General features: G+C 43.3%; 15 protein-coding genes and 1 pseudogene. 5 read left to right on the top strand and 11 right to left on the bottom strand.

Going from position 1 to position 20,434, the window contains the following annotated elements:
* Positions 1-57: 57 nt before the first annotated feature.
* The 5 genes from DW033_RS15470 to rpsO form a co-directional block, all read right to left on the bottom strand.
* Positions 58-813: a glucose 1-dehydrogenase gene (locus tag DW033_RS15470; protein WP_005864130.1), complete on the bottom strand. Its 756-nt coding sequence runs from the start codon at positions 811-813 to the stop codon at positions 58-60.
* Positions 814-925: 112 nt separating this feature from the next.
* Positions 926-1,744, bottom strand: a complete 819-nt coding sequence (locus tag DW033_RS15465; RefSeq protein WP_122382901.1) for an AraC family transcriptional regulator — start codon at positions 1,742-1,744, stop codon at positions 926-928.
* A gap of 93 nt (positions 1,745-1,837) precedes the next feature.
* Positions 1,838-3,487, bottom strand: coding sequence for an AMP-binding protein (locus DW033_RS15460; RefSeq protein ID WP_057326727.1), 1,650 nt, complete (start codon positions 3,485-3,487; stop codon positions 1,838-1,840).
* Between the two features lie 12 nt (positions 3,488-3,499).
* A complete protein-coding gene (locus tag DW033_RS15455; protein WP_005860798.1) occupies positions 3,500-4,081 on the bottom strand; it encodes a helix-turn-helix domain-containing protein in 582 nt (193 codons plus the stop codon).
* 159 nt (positions 4,082-4,240) lie between these two features.
* Positions 4,241-4,510, bottom strand: a complete 270-nt coding sequence (rpsO, locus tag DW033_RS15450) for a 30S ribosomal protein S15 (RefSeq protein ID WP_005864132.1) — start codon at positions 4,508-4,510, stop codon at positions 4,241-4,243.
* Positions 4,511-4,680: 170 nt separating this feature from the next.
* On the opposite strand from rpsO, the gene typA reads away from it, so the two are divergent.
* The gene (gene typA / locus DW033_RS15445) at positions 4,681-6,477 is read left to right on the top strand and encodes a translational GTPase TypA (protein WP_005864133.1); all 1,797 of its coding nucleotides are present in this window, start codon (positions 4,681-4,683) and stop codon (positions 6,475-6,477) included.
* Positions 6,478-6,579: 102 nt separating this feature from the next.
* Here the strand turns inward: typA and DW033_RS15440 are convergent, their stop codons facing one another.
* The 3 genes from DW033_RS15440 to DW033_RS15430 all read right to left on the bottom strand — a co-directional run bounded on the left by DW033_RS15440 (position 6,580) and on the right by DW033_RS15430 (position 12,744).
* A complete protein-coding gene (locus DW033_RS15440; protein WP_122382900.1) occupies positions 6,580-8,328 on the bottom strand; it encodes an LruC domain-containing protein in 1,749 nt (582 codons plus the stop codon).
* A 209-nt stretch (positions 8,329-8,537) separates the two neighbouring features.
* Positions 8,538-10,229, bottom strand: coding sequence for a hypothetical protein (locus DW033_RS15435; RefSeq protein WP_121961142.1), 1,692 nt, complete (start codon positions 10,227-10,229; stop codon positions 8,538-8,540).
* Between the two features lie 265 nt (positions 10,230-10,494).
* Positions 10,495-12,744 carry a trypsin-like peptidase domain-containing protein gene (locus DW033_RS15430; protein WP_122382899.1) on the bottom strand — a complete coding sequence of 750 codons (2,250 nt, stop codon included), beginning with the start codon at positions 12,742-12,744 and terminating at the stop codon, positions 10,495-10,497.
* 125 nt (positions 12,745-12,869) lie between these two features.
* Here DW033_RS15430 and DW033_RS15425 point away from each other — a divergent pair, with 125 nt between their 5' ends.
* Positions 12,870-14,498, top strand: coding sequence for a fumarate hydratase (locus DW033_RS15425; protein ID WP_005860810.1), 1,629 nt, complete (start codon positions 12,870-12,872; stop codon positions 14,496-14,498).
* 91 nt (positions 14,499-14,589) lie between these two features.
* On the opposite strand, the gene DW033_RS15420 is transcribed toward DW033_RS15425, so the two are convergent.
* Entirely contained in the window at positions 14,590-15,789 is a 1,200-nt protein-coding gene (locus tag DW033_RS15420) for an ATP-binding protein (RefSeq protein ID WP_057319947.1), read from the bottom strand.
* Positions 15,790-16,033: 244 nt separating this feature from the next.
* On the opposite strand from DW033_RS15420, the gene DW033_RS15415 reads away from it, so the two are divergent.
* The 3 genes from DW033_RS15415 to DW033_RS15405 all read left to right on the top strand — a co-directional run bounded on the left by DW033_RS15415 (position 16,034) and on the right by DW033_RS15405 (position 18,965).
* Positions 16,034-17,773 (top strand): tetratricopeptide repeat protein, encoded by a 1,740-nt coding sequence (locus DW033_RS15415; RefSeq protein WP_122382898.1) that lies wholly within the window; start codon positions 16,034-16,036, stop codon positions 17,771-17,773.
* Between the two features lie 101 nt (positions 17,774-17,874).
* Positions 17,875-18,219 (top strand): DUF3244 domain-containing protein, encoded by a 345-nt coding sequence (locus tag DW033_RS15410; protein WP_227805714.1) that lies wholly within the window; start codon positions 17,875-17,877, stop codon positions 18,217-18,219.
* A gap of 131 nt (positions 18,220-18,350) precedes the next feature.
* The gene (locus tag DW033_RS15405) at positions 18,351-18,965 is read left to right on the top strand and encodes a hypothetical protein (protein WP_147423680.1); all 615 of its coding nucleotides are present in this window, start codon (positions 18,351-18,353) and stop codon (positions 18,963-18,965) included.
* Between the two features lie 67 nt (positions 18,966-19,032).
* Here DW033_RS15405 and DW033_RS24940 read toward each other — a convergent pair whose 3' ends face one another.
* On the bottom strand, positions 19,033-19,662 hold the full coding sequence (locus tag DW033_RS24940; protein WP_227805716.1) for a hypothetical protein: 630 nt from the start codon (positions 19,660-19,662) through the stop codon (positions 19,033-19,035).
* 171 nt (positions 19,663-19,833) lie between these two features.
* A pseudogene (locus tag DW033_RS15395) lies at positions 19,834-20,109 on the bottom strand (S1 RNA-binding domain-containing protein); the annotation flags it as partial.
* Positions 20,110-20,434 lie beyond the last annotated feature (325 nt).

Raw genomic sequence — 20,434 nt, 5'->3', positions numbered from 1 at the left:
GCATTGCAGTATCACTGCAACGCCGTTGCAGTATTGGACTCTCTGTAGTTTTGCGATTTAATGAATACTGAAGGCTCCATCTACCAATAACGCATGCCCATCTACGAAGCTCGCTTGCGGGCTGCATAGCCAAAGTACGGCGTTGGCGATCTCTTCCGGCTTACCGAGCCGCCCTGCGGGAATGTCGCGCACCAGCTCCTTCTCCAAGGAAGGGTCACGCCGCATTAAGTCTTCCGCCATCGGCGTACGGATAACGCCCGGACATACGGCATTGATGCGGATGTTCTTTGCCGCATAGTCGATAGCGGCGGTACGTGTCAGTCCGATAACGGCATGCTTACAGGCTATGTAGGCCGCTTGCCCCGGAAATCCCGTGACTCCGCCTTGCGATGAGGTGTTGACGATGGCGCCGCCGCCTTGTTTCAGCATTTGCAGGATCTCATAACGCATGCAGTTCCAGACACCTTTCAAATCCACAGCCACGGTACGGTCGAATTCATCGTCGGTGATTTCCGCCATTGGGCGTTGCGGTGTTTGTATGCCTGCGTTGTTAAGAGCCGCGTCCAGTCTTCCGTAGGTAGCTACGATCCAGTCGATCATCTCTTTTACGGCTTGCGTGTTTGATACGTCGCACCGATACGCTACGGCCTTATGTCCCTCGGCTACTAATTTCTCTACCTGTTCTCTCGGCTCACGGATGTCTGCCAATACGGTTATGTATCCAGCCTTGGCGAAGGCTTCGGCGCAAGCGAGTCCGATACCCATCGCTGAACCGGTTACTAAAGCTACTTTCTCTTCCGTTGTCTTTGTCATGATCATTTGATTTACATTTTGTTATTATTTATGTCGCAAAGATAAGGAGGGAGTGGTATGGAGGCTTTGTTATGTGGTTCAAATAGCTTTGTTGTGTGGGCCATTATAAATATTATATATCCTCGGTTGGCGGTACGCCATACGCTATCTTATAGATTTTCGAGAAATGGGAAAGGTTCTTGAAACCTACCTCGAAACAAATCTCCGAGACCTTACGCCCCCCTTTACGTATCAGCCCGTGTGCGGCTTCAAGGCGGCGTCGGATGAGCCATTCCCGGGGCGAGAGAGCGCTACATTTCTTGAAATCACGTTTAAATGTGGAGAGACTGCGTCCCGTATAGTTGGCGATTTCTTCCATGGAAATATCGTTCATGTAATTCCGCTCCATAAATTCCAGTATGTCTATCTTCCATGGATCGGTAAAATCGAAGATAGAGGCATATAGATTCTTGTCGGTATGGAGCAACACATAAACGCCCTCGATCATTTTTAGTTGCAGCAATTCCTCTGTCGGTTGGATCTTGGAATTGAAATAAGGGGTCATCGACTCAAACAAGCTTACGATATCGGGACGGTTGGACGGTAGCTTGTAAAGGCTTACCTGATCTCGCTTGGCATCTTTAGGGAGAGTATTTCGATCTAATTTGCTGTAAAAGTCGCGTAGGAACTTCATGGTGAACATCAAGAAGATCGCCTTGAACTGCTCGCCATTCCATGCTTGTTTCGTCATCTGCACGCTGAAGTCCTTGCGGATGAAAGCGCATTCTCCTTTATGTAACCGGGTGATTTGGCCTTTCTCGTCGATTACCATCTCTCCGGAATATACATACACCAACACATGCGAATGATTCCGGTGCAGGCAGCTCTTTCCGCCATCGAAATACATCGCTAAAAATAAATCCGAGTAACGCAGTGTGTTGATTCCGTCCATCGTTCTTTAGGAAAATGGGCGACACGGGAAGATCGTACCGCCCATTATGAAGATTTTAAAGTAACTGTCAACTGTTAGCTGTCCACTAAATCGTCAGGCCGGCGTGATACCTTGCTCTTGCAATAGTTTCAGCCCGAGGTCTTTCAATTTGAACTTCTGTATCTTTCCGCTTCCGGTCATCGGGAAGGTATCGACGAAGAAGATGTATTTCGGGATCTTATGCCGGGCGATCTTTCCGCGGCAGAAGTCTTTCACCTCTTCCTCCGTAGCCGTCACACCATCGTGAAGGATGATAAAGGCACCCACTTCCTCTCCATATTTCTTGGAAGGAACAGCGGCTACTTGCACGTCTTTCACGCCGGGGAAATGATAGAGGAACTCCTCCAGCTCACGTGGATAGATATTCTCGCCTCCACGGATAATCATATCCTTGATACGGCCGGTGATACGGAAGTTTCCATTCTCATCACGAACGCCCAAGTCGCCGGAATGCAGGAAGCCATCCTTGTCGATCGCTTCATTGGTAGCGGCTTCGTTTTTATAGTAACCTTTCATGTTATTATAACCGCGGTTACACATCTCGCCTTGTACGCCAACGGGACATTCCTCGCCGGTCTCCGGATCGATAACCCGTACCTCGGTAAATTCGAACTCATGGCCTACGGTATTATAACGCACCTCGGCCGGATCTTCGATACGGGAGTGGGTCATACCCGGTGAGGTCTCTGTCAATCCATACACGCTGGTTACACGCATATGCATCTTCTCGTCCACGGTTTTCATCAATTCAACCGGGCAAAGAGAACCTGCCATAATACCGGTACGTAACGACGTGAGGTCGAACATCTCGAACATCGGGTGGTTCAGCTCGGCAATGAACATGGTAGGCACGCCGTACACGGCCGTGCAACGCTCTTTATGTATAGAAGCTAATACCAATAGCGGATCGAATTTCTCGACCATCACTTGCGTACATCCATGCGTCAATACGTTCATGGAAGCTAATACCACGCCAAAGCAATGAAAGAGAGGTACGCAGCAACAAAGCTTATCGTCGGCGGTGAATTTCATATGCTCACCCGTCAAGAAACCGTTGTTGGCGATGTTGTAGTGAGTCAACATGACCCCTTTCGGGAAGCCGGTCGTACCGGAAGTATATTGCATATTGACAACGTCGTGGCAATTTACTCTCGCTTTGGCAGCCTCTAAGGTCTCATCCTTTATATTTTGTCCGAGGAGCAACATCTCGGGCGTATTGTACATACCCCTGTATTTCTCCTGTCCGATATAGACTACATTTCTCAAGCGTGGGAAACGCTCGCTTTTCAAATACCCCCGTTGAGAGGTCTTCAATTCCGGCAACATGGTATAGACCATGTCCACGTAACTTCCATCAAACACGCCGTCAGTGATACACATCGTATGGATATCGGCGTTCTCTACTAGGTATTCCAGCTCGCTTTGTTTATAGTTCGTATTGATCGTGACCAATACGGCACCGATCTTCGCGCCTGCATATAGGAATGTCAACCAATCCGGTACGTTCGTCGCCCATACGCCGACATGTGTGCCATGGGTGATACCGATCGCCAACATACCTTTCGCCATGTCGTCCACACGCTTGTTGAATTCGCTCCAAGTGAAACGTAAGTCACGGTCCGAATAAACGATATATTCCTTGTCCGGTGTAGTCTCGGCCCAATGTTCCAGCCATTGGCCAAGGGTTCTGTTATGTAATTCCATAAAACGCCGGATTTAATAAGGTGTATAGACAACTCCTAGGATTCGGGCCTTGTTGTCGGCTGCCGCATGTACATGATGCGCCACGATAGAATCATAATAGATGCTATCGCCTTCCTCTAGGATATAGGTGTTCTTTCCGTAATTGATCTCTACGACGCCATTCAATACGTAGATAAACTCCTCTCCCTCATGCGTGGACAGGATGAAATCCTCGCCTTCCTCGGAGGGAGCGATCTCGATCAAGAAGGGTTCCATATGGCGGCCGGACTTATCTTGTGAGAGCGAGTGGTAATCCATATGCTTGTGTCCTTGTGTCGCGTTGTTCGTGAACCCGATACCATCGGCCTCGCTGTCCTTTTTGCGGCATACGACTGGGCCTAGCTCCGCTTGATCATCCAAGAATGTACCCAAACGTACCCCTAATACCCGTGCTATTTTGATAAGAGGGGCCAAAGATGGAAAATCCAAGTTACCCTCGATACGTTCTATCTGTTCGATACCTAACCCGGAGCGTTCGGCTACTTCCTCGATAGAGAGCTGTTTCGATTCCCGGATATTTTTAATTTTTGCGCCTATAATTTTGTTGTTTCCCATGTGTATGATTTGTTATTTATAGTCCTATAATGTTTGATAAATTGATACTAAACGGCGCAAATTTACATTAATATTTTATTATATCTAGGATTAAGGCAAATAAAAAGGGCAATTCCCGATTGGGATTGCCCTTTTCAATATTCTCGAGTAAGCTTTTTCTTACTTTCTGATACCAAGTTCTTTGATGATAGCGCGGTATCTCTCGATGTCAGTCTTGATCAGATAGTCCAATAAACGACGACGTTTACCTACCAACATCTTCAATGATCTTTCCGTAGCGTAATCTTTGTGATTCACTTTCAAGTGCTCTGTCAAGTGAGAGATACGGAATGTGAACAATGCGATTTGGCTCTCAGCAGAACCTGTGTTAGTAGCTGATTTGCCATACTTTTCAAATAATTCTTTTTTCTTCGCTGAATCTAAATACATGATTCTTTTTACTTTAATAAATTAATACTATGTTATCTAAGCGGTCGCAAAGGTAGGCATTCCTTTTTGATTTGCAATAGATTCTACTATCTTTTTTGTGTTTTGAAGCATGAATGTCATATATATATCGTAAAAATATCGTATTTTTGCAGCCAATAAATTAGTCTTCAATGCAAAAGATCAGAAACATTGCGATTATCGCGCACGTAGACCACGGCAAAACGACGCTCGTGGATAAGATGTTATTAGCCGGTAAGCTTTTCCGTGAAGGACAGGCAGAACCGGATCAGTTCATGGATAACAATGATCTGGAACGGGAACGAGGTATCACGATTCTTGCCAAGAACGTGTCTATCAATTATAAGGGATATAAGATCAATATTATTGACACTCCGGGCCACGCCGACTTTGGTGGCGAGGTGGAGCGTGTCTTGAATATGGCGGACGGTTGTTTGCTATTGGTAGACGCCTTTGAGGGGCCTATGCCGCAGACTCGTTTTGTTTTGCAAAAAGCGATTCAACTGGGTTTGAAGCCGATCGTGGTAATTAATAAGGTGGATAAGCCGAATTGCCGCCCGTCGGAAGTGCAGGAAATGGTATTCGACTTGATGTTTAGTCTGGATGCTACCGAGGAGCAGCTTGACTTCCCTACTATTTATGGTTCCGCCAAGCAGGGCTGGATGTCCGAGGATTGGAAGGAGCCGAAAGAAGATATCACGGCTGTGCTTGATGCGATCATCAAGTATATCCCCGAACCAAAGATGTTGGAGGGTACTCCGCAGATGTTGATTACTTCTTTGGATTATTCTAAGTATGTAGGTCGTATCGCCGTAGGACGTGTACACCGTGGCGAGTTGAAAGAGGGCCAAGATGTCATGCTTTGTAAGCGTGATGGTAGTATGGTGAAATCGAGGATCAAGGAAGTGGATGTATTTGAGGGTTTGGGACGTACGAAAGTTGATTCCGTGCAGTCCGGGGATATTTGCGCTATTATCGGTATCGATGGTTTCGAGATCGGTGAGACAATCGCCGACGTGAACGAGCCGGAGCCATTGCCAACGATCGCTATCGACGAGCCTACGATGTCTATGCTTTTCACGATCAACAATTCTCCGTTCTTTGGTAAGGATGGTAAGTTTGTTACTTCCCGTCATATTTTTGACCGTTTGCAGAAAGAATTGGATAAGAACTTGGCTTTACGCGTAGTTCCTACTGATTCCGCTGATTCTTGGTTGGTATATGGTCGTGGTGTGCTTCACTTGTCTGTATTGATCGAGACGATGCGTCGTGAGGGATACGAGTTGCAGGTAGGTCAGCCTCAAGTTATCATCAAGGAGATCGATGGTGAGAAATGTGAGCCGGTAGAGCAATTGACGGTGAATCTTCCGGAGGAATGCTCTAGCCGTATTATCGATATGGTAACGAAACGTAAGGGCGAGATGACCATGATGGAAAGCAAGAATGGTCGTATGCACTTGGAGTTCACGATTCCTTCCCGTGGTATTATCGGTTTGAACAACGCTGTATTGACCGCCTCTGCCGGTGAGGCTATCATGGCACACCGTTTCTTGGAATATCAACCGTGGAAGGGTGATATCGAACGACGTATGAATGGTTCGATTATCGCTATGGAGACAGGTCAGGCTTTCGCTTATGCCCTGAATAACTTGCAATCCCGCGGACGTTTCTTCATCGCCCCGGGCGAGGAGGTTTACGCTGGACAGGTGGTCGGAGAGCATACCAAAGACAATGACTTGGTGGTAAATGTCACCAAATCCAAGAAGTTGACGAATATGCGTGCCTCTGGTTCGGACGACAAGGTTTCCTTGGCTCCTCCTATCGTATTCAGCCTAGAGGATGCGCTTGAGTACATCAAGGGCGATGAGTACGTAGAGATCACCCCGAATAATATGCGTATGCGTAAGATCATTTTGGATGAGACAGAGCGCAAGCGCCAAGGTAGATAAATTCTTCTATTGAATAAATATAAAAAACGGCGACCTTTTAAAAAGGCCGCCGTTTTTATGTGTTATAGGATTTTAGAGATCCTTCAATGGGTTCGCGTAACTTCATTCTTTATTTTCCGGATCTTTCTTCTCTTCATCCGAAGTCGTGAATTTTATTACAAGCGATTCATCTTTAGGAGTCTCATACCAATCTCCGTGCGCTTTGCGGTAATCCTGATCAAAATTATAGGCATTGTCAATACTCTTATTCTCTATACACCAATGGAAAGGTTTATTTTCCGAATAAGGGATATCCAACACATATGGGTATAGATCCGTATTCTTTACGTTTTTACTTACCGGTCCCTTCCCGTTATCAATGTAAGGCATGATCAGTTGAGTTGAGCTATATGTTAATGTCTTTGTAATCCCACTTTCCGGTTCCTTGTCGAATTTTCTCACATTGACATATCCATTGACATCGGAGAAAAAGGGAGTTAGTCCATTGGCGTCCTTAAATCCAAATTGGTTGTGGAATGTACAGCCTTTAGCCAGTAACTGGGCATAAACATCTGCGGTACTCTTATCGGTATATGCTGTGATGCTATAATATATGACAGCGTCATTGAAATCGAAATCGCCTTGGTTTGGATAATTATCTTCGAACAAGAGGAATCCTTTCTTGTTCGTTTGCGATTCTATGACGGGAGGGGTTACCGGCTCTGCCGGCTCGATGGCGACGGGATTACTTTCGATTAGGCAAAGCATATCGTTGTAGTCTCCGTCGTAGGCCCTATAGTTTGGACAACGATTTTCCATTCCCAATATATTTCCTTCAAAATCACCTTCTTGAATGTGGTGGATGAATCCGTTTGCTACGTTTTTCTCTATTTTGAAAGAAGAATTGCCGTATTTTAAGGTATGGCCTATATAATTATGGGAGAATGCCCCATTGTCTGGCACTTTATTGTTATCCGGCCCATTTAATGCCGGGGTGGAGAATTGTGGACGGTCTGTGCCTCGATATACGAAGCCGACGTTGAGCCCCTTGTCGAATCTTCCTAGGGGAATTCGGGTATATTCTCCTGTCTTAGCCTTTGGCTGTTCCTCTTTGGAGTAAAAGATATAATTCTCGCCTTGGTTGATCATATTGAAGTCAATGACTTGGATGGTGCCATTAGTCTTTCCATAGAAGGTGCAGTCGTCTAAAGTGAGATTCTCCATCTTCTCAAAGGGATATGTATAGAACCAAATTTTACCATACATATTGTCTTTGGACATTCCTCCATCGCTTATATAGGTCAGCCAAATATCCGCTTTCTCAAAGCTACTGGTAAAAACGGTTTCCGTGATTTTTAGATCAGAGCATCTATATAAATCCTCGCTTTTCACATTGTATGACTTTTCCGGGAAGTATTTGTTATTGATCAAATGAAGGACTTCATCACTGATCGCATTTGTAGCCCGTAAACTGCTTTTGGTTCCGCTACCGATCGTGATATCCTTTACATCGCTCTCGATAAGTTCCCCATCCCCTCTTAGGATATAGAGTTTCTTTACGTGTGTAGGTACTTCCAGAGCCATATGGATCGGAGTTTTACCAATTAAATAAGGATCTTTGACTAAAGAGCCTTCCTCATAAGGATATTCATAATAAATAGAATATAGGGTCCCTTCATGCTGAGAAGATATGTTAACCTGTATGTTCTCGAAATTCTCGAACTGGGCTATGTAATCTTCTTCTTCTTTGGTAGGTTCTTTCGGATCTACCGTGGGGTCTTCTCCTTGAAAAATGTCATGTTTAACGCATGATCCCATTAGAAAGAGCAGACAAAATACCCACACCATTTGTTTCCAGATTTGTGATCTCATAATTTCTTTACCCTATTTGATTAATATTTACAACAACTTTATTAGATTTTGCAAATCTACGAATTTATTTCATGAAAAATCATTGATAATCAATATTTATTTCAAGCTGTTACGCTTTTATCAAATGTAGGATTGGATGGTGGGATATAAAAAAAGACCCCATCCAAAAGGATGAGGTCTTTTTCTTATTTAGAAAGAATATTTTCTAATTATTTTACTAAAGCGGCGAAGTCAGAGTTAGTCGCGTATTTAGCGAACTCTAAGTCGATAGCAGCTTCCTTAGCCATGTTCTTATCAGCGGCGATAGCAGCCTTCAAGTTGTTGATAACACCGTTAGCGTCGTTCGTACGAGCGGCAACAACAGCCTTCAAATAAGAAGTTACAGCGTCAGGATTAGCGACACCGTTCAAAGTCTGAGAAGCCTTGCTGTAATCCTTAACCAAGATCTGAGCCAAAGCAGCGTTGTTAGTCTTAACAGAACCGAAAGAGTTAACAGCCTTAGCATATTCACCTTGCTCTAAATAAAGAACACCAAGAGCCTCGCTCAATTCGTTTACGCCGGCAGCGTTACCGAACAATTGTTGAGCCTTAGCTTGGTCACCCTTCGTTAATGCGATCAAACCTAAGTTCATGTTAGCGGAAGCGTTATTCTTAACAGAGTTAGACTTGTTGAACATTTGCTCAGCCTTAGCCAAATCACCAGCCTTGAATGCCATCATACCGATGTTGTTCCAAGTACGGTAGCAGTTAGGATACAATTCAGAAGCTTTTGTATAGATAGCCATCTTCTCACCGTCGTTGTTAGTCAATGTAGCGGCGTAAAGGATTTCCTCGATATTCAACTCAGAAGGATTGCTCTTTGCCAAAGCGCTGATCTCGTCGTCAGACTTACCGATGATCTCGATGTTAGCAGTCAAACGAGAACGACGTAATTGCGGAAGGATAGTCTCAGCCAAGTCAGAGTAAACAGCGGAGATATTCTTGATTTCTTTCTCTCTTGTCTCAGGATCTTGGTACATAGAGATCACACGCAATACTAAGTCTTTATCTTGCAAGTTAGAAGCAGAAACTAATTCCTTGAAGCCTTCCCAGTCTTGAGCTGTGTAACGAGCGTCAACCGGAGCGTCAACCTTCATCTTCTTCAATTCCTTGTTCAAATATTTCGTAGTGTTTCCTTCACGATTCTCAGCCAACGTGTTGTTCAATTTGAAACCACCATCAGGAGAAGCGTAAGCGCTGATCTCGATAGCTACATTCTGGTTCGGAGCCTCGTCAGCGTTCTTAACAAGATCTTTCCATTCTTTGATAGCGTCAGAATTCAATTCTTTAGCGCGAAGGTTAGCTTGTTGGATCAAGAACATGATGTTAGCGTCATGAGCCTCTTTGATAATACGTTGGAATTTATCAGCTGCGATAGCTGCTGTAGCAGTAGCTGCGTCTGCCAATTCGGAAGTAGCGATAACGCCTTCACCGATCTTTACGTCCGGCAATTTAACAGTCTTGTTTTTGATCTTCGCATCGAAAGTCAAATACAATTCTGATTTTTTCATCTCGGGTTTGTAAGTGAAAGAAGACTTCATAGTTACGTTAGCGCCTTCTTTTTGAGGGATTACTTGGTTGTTACCTTTTACTTTCTCACCTTGGTAAGTGTAAGAAGTGCCCCAAGCTTCGCCACCCTGGTAACGCAATACCGGAGTTACAGTTACAACAGCTTTCTTGTTGAACCATTTAGCGGGGAAAGTCGCATTGATCGTTACAGGAACTTTGCCTCCGATAGCCTCTAGCGGCTGCGGCTCTGCTTTAATGTACTGTTCTGCCAACGGTTTCAACTTGTTTGAACAAGAAGAAAGAGTTAAAATGGCTGCCAATACGAAGAATGGCAATAAAAACTTTTTGTTCATAATCTTGATGTAAGTTTAAAATGTTACTATGTTAATATATTCACTTCCAAATTATCCCTTAGCCATTATCGTGCAAAACTAAAGTATTTTTTTGTTATGGATAGCAAAGAAGCGATAAAATCTTTTTAATTAATACTTATTAATGAATCCTAGGCTTGTTTTATACATAAAATATGGGTAGAATTATTGAAAAAATATGGCTGTGTACCTCTTGCCATTCTTTTCAATGGATGGTTTCCCAGAACTCTTATTGTATATTTTTTGATTAAAATATAATCTTTTGTGTATAATGCTCCTCGCCATAGTGCACGGTTAGAAAGTAGACTCCAGATGTTAATTTTAGGAAATGGAGTGTAGCTTGCCTGTCCGTGATCTCTCCGTTTTCCGACACTTTTCCTTGTGCCGAGTGCAATGTATAAGTCGCTTTCTCTATTCCATCCGGCAAAACAAGGTGTACCATGCCTTTCTCCGGACCGAGATGAATGAGTACCTGCTCGTTCGCCTCGAGCTTTTCGTTGCTGACGGGGTTACCGTATTGAATGACGGGATCGATAAACAAGGAGGTGCTAAAACCTGCTTGCGTATATTCGGTAGCTTGTCTCCAGCCGTTTTTATCATGAACCCAAGCCGTATTCCGGGTCGTTTTGCCTTTGGGCAAATTGTAAGCGGAGAAATACGTGTTCTCCGGGACGCTCTTGAGCTTATAGCCGATGTAGAACTTTCCGCTAACGTTTATGGGCTTGGAGAAATGGATATAACTTTCCTGTGACCGATTTAGGGATTTAGCGGTCTCAATAAACGTATCGTCCAATATCGATTTATTGCTGTAGGTGGGTTGGAATGTTTCCGTATATAATAATGTAGAGGGCTTAGAGTCACCGCTGTAAACGGTAACTTCCACTTCCATTTGTTTGTAATTCGCTCCGGCAGGCGGTGTTACGAAATAAGCTCCGTATAAGGTACCCGCTTCGGCTACTTGGTAAGCTTCCGCGTATTCAGTGATATTGGCGGGGTTGTTTCCGAACAAATACGCTTTTTCAGACCCGGGATAGAGCGTACATTCGGCGTTTTCTTGATTACCGGAGTCATAGATGTTGCTCAACCGGAAACAAGGGGCTGATTTATACGGATCAAGTCCCTCGCAAACCTTGGTCTCGTCATCGGACGGGTTTAGCCAATATTTGAGCTGTCTCTCGGGGGTATCGATCGCGTCCCAGGGTTTCTTCAAAGAGAAGAAGTAATCATTCTTCGGGCTATTCTCACTGGACTGCCCGCCGGATAACGCTCCGATAATCTCTCCGTTGGCATTGAATAAAGGAGATCCGGAGGAACCGCTGGCCGTATAACCTACTTCCCAAGTCTTGACATGTAAATGAGCGTTCTCGTAAAAAATCATGTTTGGATCTGTCAAGGTAAAGGGAGCCAGATCCTCATCGGATATACTGATTCGCTTTACCGAGTATTGGGGATGTTGGATGCACGTATAGGGGGCAGGTCCTACCTCTTGTGCGTTCCAGCCCGCATAATAAGGCCTGTAATAAACCGGAGGTGTGGCGGTAAGTTCCAACAAGGCCATGTCTGCCATTTCATTAACCGCCTTGAAGTAAGTGGATGCGGTAGACATCTCTTCCGTTCCCCTTAGGATCGGGTCGCAGAAAGGGCTGTTGAAGTTGAAAAAGCAGACGATACTTCCGGCTATTTTCTCATAATCGGGGTTTTTCATCGTGAATTGCTTGTTCAGGCAATGGGAGGCGGTGAGTAGATAAGGCTTTCCGTCATTGTCCGTATTATTTATCAGTGTGCCCGTGCACCCTACACTTCCGTCTATGATCAGGAGAACGACGCTTTGCCCCCATTGGGCGTAATCGTTTGTCCCATCTTGATAGCAAGCTAACGGTGGAATTTTACCGATCAGTGAGGTGTTGTCTCCCGGTTCTAACCCCCGCAAGCTCCGGTAGCCATGGTTGACTTCCCCGACGGTCAGTCTTCCTTGAAAAGAGGCGTTGGCCGGTTCTTGATATTCTATGATCAGGCGATCCCCTTGGATAGGAGAGACCGGCAATAGGTTTAACTCCGAGTTGTTTAGGTGATTGAACGAGCCTAATATCTGTGTCTGGTCCTCATTGTATAGGAAGAGCTGGGCGCCTTCGGGCAGTTCATATTCCGTGAAGAGCACGTTGATGGAAAGGGCCCCGGGCGAGTAGATCCCGAGTCTCCATACACGTGTCCCATCCGGCCCGGTGAAAGTTACGCCCGAGTTGTACCGATTGTAATCCGTTATGAATTTATAGGCAAAACGGAAACCGCTTCTTAGGTCGCTCTCATTCAGCGAGTCGATACGCAATTCCTCTTGGACGTCGAACGGAGGCATTTCTTTAAACATCTGTCCGTTTGTACTTCGCATGAGCGATAGCGGAAGCGGGCGGCCTCCGTGGCTAACCTGCGCTTTCAGATTTCCTTGAAAACTGAGCATCGTTAGCAGGAATACAATGTATAAAGAGGTCAACTTTTTCATATCGGGCAAATATAGCTATATTTCTTTACCCCATGATCTATATATCAAGTTTTTTCGCTAAGTTTGCCAATCGAAAAGTACGGACAAACTTAAATAAAACCAATATATAATTAAATTCTAAAGATATGGCAACACCTCCGTTTCACTACGAGCCGATGTTCCAAAAGGGACCGGACACAACAGAGTATTATTTGCTTACAAAAGATTATGTTTCCGTTTCTGAGTTTGAAGGAAAACCGATCTTGAAAGTCGCTAAAGAAGGTTTGACCGCTATGGCTAACGCCGCTTTCCGCGACGTATCATTCATGCTTCGCCGTTCTCACAACGAGCAGGTCGCTAAGATCCTAAGCGATCCGGAAGCTACGGACAACGATAAGTACGTGGCCTTGACATTCCTTCGCAACGCCGAGGTAGCGGCTAAAGGCGTACTTCCTTTCTGCCAAGATACCGGTACGGCTATTATCCACGGCGAGAAGGGCCAGCAGGTCTGGACCGGTTACTGCGATGAGGAAGCGCTTTCTTTAGGTGTTTACAAGACCTACACGGAAGAGAACCTTCGTTACTCCCAGAACGCTCCGCTGAATATGTACGATGAGGTAAATACGAAATGTAACTTGCCGGCCCAGATCGATATCGAGGCTACGGAAGGCATGGAGTATGAGTTCCTTTGCGTGACAAAGGGAGGTGGTTCCGCCAATAAGACTTATTTATACCAAGAGACAAAAGCGATCTTGAATCCGGGTACATTGGTTCCCTTCCTCGTAGAGAAGATCAAGACGTTGGGTACGGCCGCTTGTCCTCCGTATCATATCGCGATCGTGATTGGCGGTACTTCCGCTGAGAAGAATTTATTGACGGTGAAGTTGGCTTCTACTCGTTTCTACGATAGCTTGCCTACGACCGGTAGCGAGGGTGGCCGTGCTTTCCGCGACGTGGAGTTGGAGAAAGAGGTATTGGCCGCCGCTCAGAATATTGGCTTGGGCGCTCAATTCGGCGGTAAATATTTGGCTCACGATGTCCGTATCATCCGTTTGCCTCGCCACGGCGCTTCTTGCCCGGTAGGTTTGGGTGTAAGCTGCTCCGCGGACCGTAATATTAAATGTAAGATCAATAAGGAAGGTATCTGGATCGAGAAGTTGGATAGCCATCCCGGCGAATTGATTCCGGAGGAACTTCGTCAAGCGGGTGAGGGCGACGCTGTCAAGATCAACTTGAACCAACCGATGGCAGATATCTTGAAGGAATTGGATAAATATCCGGTATCTACTCGTTTGTCATTGAACGGAACGATCATCGTGGGCCGTGATATCGCTCACGCTAAGTTGAAGGAGCGTCTGGATCGTGGCGAGGATCTTCCCCAATACATCAAGGATCATCCTATTTATTACGCGGGCCCGGCTAAGACTCCGGCAGGTATGGCTTGTGGCTCGATGGGCCCGACGACGGCGGGTCGTATGGACTCATACGTTGACTTGTTCCAGAGCCATGGCGGTAGCATGATCATGTTGGCGAAGGGTAACCGTAGCCAGCAAGTTACGGACGCTTGTAAGAACCACGGTGGTTTCTACCTAGGATCTATCGGTGGCCCCGCAGCTATCCTGGCTCAGAACAATATCAAGAGCATCGAGTGCGTGGAATATCCGGAATTGGGTATGGAAGCGATCTGGAAGATCGAGGTAGAGAACTTCCCTGCGTTTATCTTGGTAGATAACAAGGGTAATGACTTCTTCAAGCAGATCAAGCCTCGTTGCTGATTCCTTGATCGGTAAAGATAAATGAAAAGCGGTATCCGGCGGCAAGCTGGATACCGCTTTTTTGTTCTTAAAAAAAGACGTACGTGTTTTTTTAATAGGTTAATCCCACGATCCACAGCGGTAGTTTCTTGCCGGTGGCGAACTCTAGATTGTCAGCCAAGATGAAGGAATCGGGGAGATCTGCTATTTGCTTGAATGTTTTATCCGCTCCTCCTACCTCGAAGGTGTAGGCATGGTCTACGATAAAGTCGCCTTTTGTTTTTCCATATTCCACGTTATGATTTACGGATAACTGGTTGACGACAAAAGTTTCCCTTGCCGTCCCGATCTGTACGGGAGCGGAAGCTATGGCGTACAATAGGTTGGGATTCTGTAGGTAAATCTTATCCGGTTTTTGCATCTTTTTGACAGATAGTAAATCCGAGTACAATAACTTGAGCAATTCCGCCTTGTCCAAATTCTGTAAGTAATTGATGACAGAGTTTCGGGAAAGTCCGATCATTCCCGCTAGTTTCGTGATGTCCAGCTCATAAGGAACAGAGGTAGCTAAGATACCCATCAAAGCCTTTAGCTTCCGTGTATAGGCAGGATCTACGCCACACAGCAACGGGAGTTCCTGCTCAATAATGAGATTGACCACATTCTCGATATTAATATAATAATCTTCTCTGTTACCCGTAAAAAAGGGGTAATACCCTTCGTGGAGATATTCGTTAAACATTTGTACGGGGCGACATTTCTCATTTATTTCCCGGCAAATGTTTCCCGGATCTTCCAGTATCGTTTGTAGGGAATAGACAGGTATATCAATTTGCTTATAGAACATGAGAAATTCCCGGAAGGAAAGTCCGTACATATTATACGGTAGGCAACGTCTGGAAAGATCGGCATCCGCATTCAATATATTCAATAGGGAAGAACCGCTAAAAACAATTCGTAGAGATGGATACAGGTCGTAGGCCTCTTTTATCTCTTTACTCCAAGTGGGATATTTATGTACTTCATCAAGGAATAATTGTTTTCCTCCTTGCAAATAGAACCGCTCAATCAGTTCAGATAGGGTGTGATTACTGAAATAGATGCTGTCGAGCGTGCAATAAAGTACCTCCCTGCTTCCCGGCTGGAAATTCAGTTTGATGTATTGCAACATGAGTGTTGTTTTTCCGACACCCCTTGATCCTCTGATGGCGATCAGAGGATTATCCCAGTGAATTTGGTTCATGAGTTCCCTTATGATATGGGTACTCGTTTGTGCCAGTAATCGTTCTTGTTTAATAAATAGACTATCCATACGCTGATTGATTGAATGACAAATATACGATTTATTCAAGATAGATAGCAAAAAGTACATGGATTTGTTAAGGGCAAAAAGCAAATCTGGTATTTTTTTGTTAAGAGTAAAAAGCAAAACCTGTAAGTATCCGGTCGTAGCGTACTTTACGTATTGGCTTTCAAAAGTTTGTATAAATATCAATGAAACTATTACACTTTAATTTTTTACCTTTGTTGCGTTTAAGTGATAAAACAGATTTCCAATGCCTCGTATATACATCCTCTTGATGTCGGTCTTGATCTCGGCTTTTTATGCTTGCGATCATCGGGGGAAGCCTTACCCTGCTACCCTGTCGCAGATCGAATCCCTTGCGGATACAAATCCGGAAGAGGCCCGGCCTTTGTTGGATCGATTGCGGGATAGCCTTTCGCTCTTTGATGAGGAACAGCATATGTATTATGACTTGCTCGACTTGAAGGTCAATGATAAGATGTATGTCCGGCATACATCCGATTCCTTAATTAAACGAATCACCGCTTTCTATGAGACATATGGCGATCGGGATAAATTACTGGAGTCTTATTACTATATGGGCCGTGTCTACCGGGATCTGAACGATGCCCCGGAAGCGTTGAAGTATTTCCAAAAGGCATTGGATGTGGCGGGGGATACGAGAAAGTACCGATTATTGTCCAATGTCTATTCGCAGATGGGTACGCTTTATTTTTATCAAAATGTGTATGAGAATGCGATCCGTATGCATGAGAAAGCGGCTCAATATAAGTTATTAAAGGGGGATAGCACTAGCTTGTCTCTTGTGATGAGAGACATCGCACGGGTGTATGATGCGATCAATAAGAATGATAGTGCGGTTTTGTATTATCAAAAGGCTGCCGATATAGCGAAAGAGATAGGCTTGGTGCATCGCTATTCCGGTATATCAACAGAATTAGGAGATCTTCATCGGGAAATGGGAATGTATGATAAGGCTTTTGAATGTTTGTTTGAATCATTAAAAGATTCCGTAGGTCGGAATATGTATCCTACTTATTCTACATTGGGACATATTTATTTAGAGGTGGGAAAATTGGACTCTGCCGACTACTATTTAAGGAGGTGTTTGGATAGTCCCGATTTATATGTGAGAGACGCTATTTATGAGTACTTGTCGCTTTTGTACGAGCGCCGGTTGAATTATCGGGAGGCTATTCGCTATGTTCGTCTTGGCCAGCAAGTGCAAGATACCATCCGCAAGATAACCGATTCGGAGGAAATCCGTAAAATGACCTCTTTGTATAATTATCAGAAGCGGGAAACTGAGAATTTACGGCTAAAGGGCGAGAATGACCGGATGCAGATTCGTATTTACCGGATATTATCCTTGTTCGGATTGGGGCTTTCGATAACCTTATTGTTTATATATAGACTGAAACGGCAGAAAGAGCGGTTGGCTAGGCAGTTTGAGGCGCTTCAGCGGGAAAAGCAAGAACAATATGAGAGAAGTTTTCAATATGTAGAAGCGAATAACGCGAAATTGAATGAATTGGGAACCTTACTATCTAAAGACCATGAAGATACAAATTCATTGCTTCATGTGCGAAAAGAACTTTTGCAAGTGACCAATGAACAAATACAGTTGCGGCGTACCGAGCGTGATTTGTTAGAGTCGGATTTAAGGCATTCGGATATCTATATGAAATTCCATTCCACGAATGAGGCAGATCAGATAATCAGGGAAGAAGATTGGAATGCTTTACGGAAGGAGTTAGATAAGACATACAATAATTTTACGAATCGTCTATATCAGCTATACTCGGGAATGTCATTGATAGAACTCCGGATTTGTTACTTGATAAAGATATCAGTCAAGGTAACTGATATGGCAAAAATCTTGGGTCGCTCCAAACCCTCCGTATCCTCATCCCGTAAACGGCTTTATAAAAAAATAAAGGGAGAGGATGGAACCCCGAATGAACTGGATGAATTAATCGCTGATCTTTAGTCTTATACAACTCTACGAACAAAAAGCGAACAAAAAGCGAACAAAGTTTTAGCCCCGAATCCAACCTTATCGGATACTTTTGAAGTCAAAAAATGAATGGGATGAAAAGAATTTTATTTTTGATTTTGTTGAGTTGCGTGAGCTTGTGTGTACATGCGATGGAAGAAGAGAAAAAGAATGAACGTGATAAAGAAGAAGAACGCTCCATTTCTCATGATCCGGTAAAAGTGGAAATTGTAAATGATGGGGTGATGATCCATTTTATGGTTCCGCTAGGGGAGGTGTCTGTACAAGTGATAAATGACACAAATGATTTAGTTTATAGAGAGGAGGTAATTGTGGACTCTTCGTTAAGTTACTATATTTTTATAAATCGTCCTTTGTGTTACAAATTATTTATTATTGGGGATGGCATCAATATGGATATTCCTATTTTGAGTGAATGAAAAAGAAATGAAAGAGACCTTACATTAAAGAATATTGTATGTTCGATGGGAGGAATAACTGCTTATGTGAAGCGTAGGTGTAGTATATAATTTTGATCTTATTTAATTCTTACAAATATAATATGAAAATCATGAAATTTTTTATTATGCTTTTGAGCATTGTTGCATTAGGTTCTTGTTCTAATGAGCTTGTAGAAATGGATAGTGTTGAATCGGCAATGTTATCTACGTCTTTAGAGGAAAATGTAATTATTGATTCAGTTTCTGTTGAAGAAGACTCAGTTCGTGTTTATCATGTGTCTAAATCAGATTTCCCAATAGCAATAACGTCTAATGGGATTATTACTAACGTAAAAACTCCTCGTGGAATACAAGGCCCATTTACTATTCCTGCAGGACAGGGAACATTAAAAAAGTTACAAACAGAGAAGATTCGCTTGATACCAGCAACAGTGAATGGTACGAGGTTGACAGCTGGAATTTACCCCTGTGATGTTTATGAGTATGCGTTTACTGTATCTATTCCTAAAGGTGCGTCTGTGAAATGGGATGAAGGATCAAGCCCTTGTGGGTATGATAATTATTATTCTCAAGAACTTGGGGCAGTAGTGGAAGTTCACGATACTTATGCGATCTTAAAGTATTACTCTTTATTGGTTAATTATAATCTACTAGGCCAATATATCGGTGAATTTGTTTTTCCTATAGATCTGCGAAAGACAGTATTTACTTATTATATTTGGTAGTAATAGATGATGAAATGATTTTGAAGAGGTTGCCCCCTATTTTGTCAGGCAACCTCTTTTTTTGATTTTATTTACATATATTATATCCAATCATAAATGTTAGAGTAAAGGTCTGATCTCTTAATTTTAAATTATACGAAGATGAGTGTGTAGAGTTAAAACTGGGTAAGTAAGCGGTGTTTACTCCAAATTCCCAATTGTTTTTTAGTTGTAACTTAAATCCAACTTCACATTTTAGTCCATAGACAAGGCTATTAGGAGAGGGCCATTGATTAGTATAAGATGGAATATCGGGGGGCGATACCTTATGATTTGTTCTAATATCTATCCTCGGTCCGATACCAAGGTAATAAATTTCATGACGTATATTGGCTTTAAGACAAGTTAAAGTATTTATTGTTATATACTGATTGATATGTCTCTCACTCATGGATTGATTTACAATGTCTGTATATTTGCCTCCTTTTTCAAGGTAACCAATGGAACTTGATAAATAGAAATGTTTTGTTTGCAAATACTCGATACCTAATGATATTTGATAAGTCGTTAACTTATGGGGATATAAATCTATATTTGCACCTTTGACTCCTTTTGTTTGTAATTTCGAAAAAGCTAAGCCGTTTTCTAATTTAAATACTTGTGCGTTCAGATTAGAAATACATGATAATAGAATTATGCTTCCGATGAATATTTTCATACTTGTATATTTTTTCTTACATATATAACGTAAATCTTTATTTTTTAGTGTATGTTTCTATAGAATAAAATTGTTTTTTTGCACTCGTTTGAAAGAAATATGTAAGAAATAAAATTCCGGATAGTTTGTGTTACTCAGGATTCATTATATATACTCATGTATAGGTTTAATTTAATCTCTGTACTCCCTGCGAGGTCTGAAATCACCTCTTTCCGGTCTCGGTGGATGTTCTTCGTAACCTTCCGGTTTCGGAAGTAATTCCTTCCCGGAAATTTTGAACTTGCCTGTCTTCGGATTGATATCAATCAACTTGACAGAAACCGTATCGCCTTCCTTTAAGCCCGCTTGTTCAACTGTCTCCAGACGTTTCCAGCCGATCTCGAAAATGTGAAGCAGATCATCCTTGCCCGATATAACCTCAACGAGCGTACCGTAAGGCATAATAGATCTGTTATCCTTCAAAAGGCATGTTTTGGCAACATGATCCTAAATTATCAGTAGTACTTACCTTGCCAACACAGTATATCTTCTATGCCACTTGCAGTATATATCCCGTGGATAAGTAAGTAGTACTGACTTTTCCGGCATGAGAAAAGCGTTTCCCTTAGGCGAACAAATAGTTTCTCCTAGGGAAAACTAAAGTTTCATAAGCACGAAACTAAGGTTTCATCATGAGAAAACAAAAGTTTTTATAGCGGAAAACTTTTGTTTTATACCAAGAAATGTCTTTTCCTGATTTATCTAGACACTTTTTTTGTTTATAAACGTAATC

The organism is Parabacteroides sp. AF39-10AC, assembly GCF_003635405.1.
Taxonomy (GTDB): Bacteria; Bacteroidota; Bacteroidia; order Bacteroidales; family Tannerellaceae; genus Parabacteroides; species Parabacteroides distasonis.
The sequence above is the reverse complement of the archived record's forward strand: the minus strand, read 5'-3'. Positions and strand labels throughout refer to the sequence as shown.